Raw genomic sequence first — 2898 nt, forward strand, 5'->3', positions numbered from 1 at the left:
GGGCTGCCTGCTGGGCCTGTGCCTGTCGGCCATGTTCGACCTGCCCTCGGGCGCCGTGATGGTGGTGTGCGTGGCCCTGAGCGCGCTGGTGACGGCCTGGCTGTCCCCTCGGGACCACGCTGGCTCGGCCCCCCATTCGCGGGCCGGGTGACCCTGCCATGGCCGGGTCACACCCCGGTGCTACACTTTTTCGCTTCGATCGGCTTGGCCGATCACCCCGCTCGCCGAAGCCGGCCGTCACCCGACAGGCCGGCCTGATTGAACTGACCGCTCCATGTTGCCCAAGCTCCTGACCTCGATTTTTGGTAGCCGTAACGAACGCCTGCTCAAGGAATACCGTCGAACGGTCACCAAGATCAACGCGCTCGAACCCAGCCTCGAGCCCCTGAGCGACGAGCAACTGCGCGCCAAAACCGACGAGTTCAAGCAGCGCATCGCCAAGGGCGAATCGCTCGACGCCCTGCTGCCCGAGGCCTTCGCCGTCGTGCGCGAGGGCTCCAAGCGCGTCTTCAAGATGCGCCACTTCGACGTCCAGATGCTGGGCGGCATGGCCCTGCACAACGGCAAGATCGCCGAAATGCGCACCGGCGAAGGCAAGACCCTGACCGCCACCCTGCCCGTCTACCTCAATGCCCTGACCGGCAAGGGCGTGCACCTGGTCACCGTCAACGATTACCTCGCGCGCCGTGACGCCGAGTGGATGGGCAAGCTCTACACCTTCCTGGGCCTGACGGTGGGCATCAACCTGCCCCAGATGCCCCGTGAAGACAAGCAGGCTGCCTACGCCTGCGACATCACCTACGGCACCAACAACGAGTACGGCTTCGACTACCTGCGCGACAACATGGTCTACGAGGTGCGCGACCGCGTGCAGCGCGGCCTGAACTTCGCCATCGTCGACGAGGTGGACTCCATCCTGATCGACGAAGCCCGCACGCCGCTGATCATCTCCGGCCAGGCCGACGACCACACCGAGCTGTACCTGCGCATCAACGCGGTGGTGCCCCACCTCAAGAAGCAGATCGGCGAAGAGGACCCGAAAACCGGCGAAGGCATCATCGAGCCGGGCGACTTCACCGCCGACGAGAAGACCCGCCAGGTCTTCCTGACCGAGGCCGGCCACGAAAACGCCGAGCGCCTGCTCTCCGAGGCGGGGCTGCTGGCCGAAGGCGCCTCGCTGTACGACGCCGCCAACATCACCCTGATGCACCACCTGTACGCGGGCCTGCGTGCACACCACCTGTTCAACAAGGACCAGCACTACGTGGTCCAGAACGGTGAAGTGGTCATCGTCGACGAATTCACCGGCCGCCTGATGTCGGGTCGCCGCTGGTCGGATGGCCTGCACCAGGCCGTCGAGGCCAAGGAAGGCGTGCAGATCCAGGCCGAGAACCAGACCCTGGCCTCGATCACCTTCCAGAACTACTTCCGCATGTACGGCAAGCTTTCGGGCATGACCGGCACGGCCGACACCGAAGCCTTCGAATTCCAGTCCATCTACGGCCTGGAAACCGTGGTCATCCCGCCCAACCGCGTGATGCTGCGCAAGGACCAGCTCGACCTGGTCTACAAGACCGCCGGAGAGAAGTACAAGGCCATCATCGACGACATCAAGGACTGCCACGGCCGCGGCCAGCCCGTGCTGGTGGGCACCACCTCGATCGAGAACTCCGAGCTGATCGCTCAGATGCTGACCAAAGAGGGCCTGCCCCACCAGGTGCTCAACGCCAAGCAGCACGCCCGCGAAGCCGACATCGTCGCGCAGGCCGGCCGCCCGGGCATGGTCACCATCGCCACCAACATGGCAGGTCGGGGCACCGACATCGTGCTCGGCGGCAATGTCGAGAAGGACATCCAGCTGATCGAAGCCGACGAGTCGCTGGACCACGCCGCCAAGGAAGCCAAGATCGCCGCGCTCAAGGCCGAGCAGCAGTCGATCAATGCCAAGGTCAAGGAGCTGGGCGGCCTGCGCATCATCGCCACCGAGCGCCACGAGTCGCGCCGCATCGACAACCAGCTGCGTGGCCGCGCCGGTCGCCAGGGTGACCCGGGCTCCTCGCGCTTCTACCTCTCGCTGGACGACCCACTGATGCGCATCTTCGCGGGCGACCGCGTGCGCGCCATCATGGACCGCCTGAAGATGCCCGAGGGCGAAGCCATCGAAGCCGGCATCGTCACGCGCTCCATCGAAAGCGCGCAGCGCAAGGTCGAAGGCCACAACTTCGACATGCGCAAGCAGCTGCTCGAGTACGACGACGTCTCCAACGACCAGCGCAAGGTCATCTACCAGCAGCGCAACGAGATCCTCGAATCGACCGAGGTGGCCGAGTCCATCGCCAACCTGCGCAAGGGCGCGCTGGGCGATGTCGTGCACACCTTCGTGCCCGAGAACAGCCTCGAAGAGCAATGGGACCTGGTCGCGCTCGAAAAAATCCTCAAGGAAGAGTGGCAGCTCGACGTTGACCTGGTCAAGTGGGTCGAAGGCGCCCAGTCGGTCGAGGCCGACGACGTGCTCGAGCGCGTGCTCGAAGTCGCGACCGCCGCCTACCAGGGCAAGGTCGAAGCCGTCACCCGCGAGCAGTTCGCACCGTTCGAGCGCATGGTGCTGCTGCAGTCCATCGACCTGCACTGGCGCGAGCACCTGGCTGCGCTCGACTACCTGCGCCAAGGCATCCACCTGCGCGGCTACGCCCAGAAGAACCCCAAGCAGGAGTACAAGCGCGAGGCATTCGAGCTCTTCGGCCAGCTGCTCGACGTGGTCAAGATGGACGTCACCCGCAAGCTGCTGACGGTGCGCATCCAGAGCCAGGAAGAGGCTGCACAAGCCGCCCAGGCCATCGAAGTCCAGGGTGAGCGCCTGAGCAACGTCACCTACACGCACCCGGCCGAAGACGGCTC

The 2898-nt window shown here is 65.4% G+C and carries 1 protein-coding gene; it reads left to right on the top strand.

What is annotated here, in order from left to right; all coding sequences use genetic code 11:
* Positions 1-274 precede the first annotated feature (274 nt).
* A partial coding sequence (gene secA, locus B2W70_RS16625) for a preprotein translocase subunit SecA (RefSeq protein ID WP_286747368.1) occupies positions 275-2898 on the top strand: 2624 nt, incomplete at its 3' end.

The organism is Aquabacterium sp. UBA2148 (genome assembly GCF_002328915.1).
GTDB lineage: Bacteria > Pseudomonadota > Gammaproteobacteria > Burkholderiales > Burkholderiaceae_C > Aquabacterium > Aquabacterium parvum.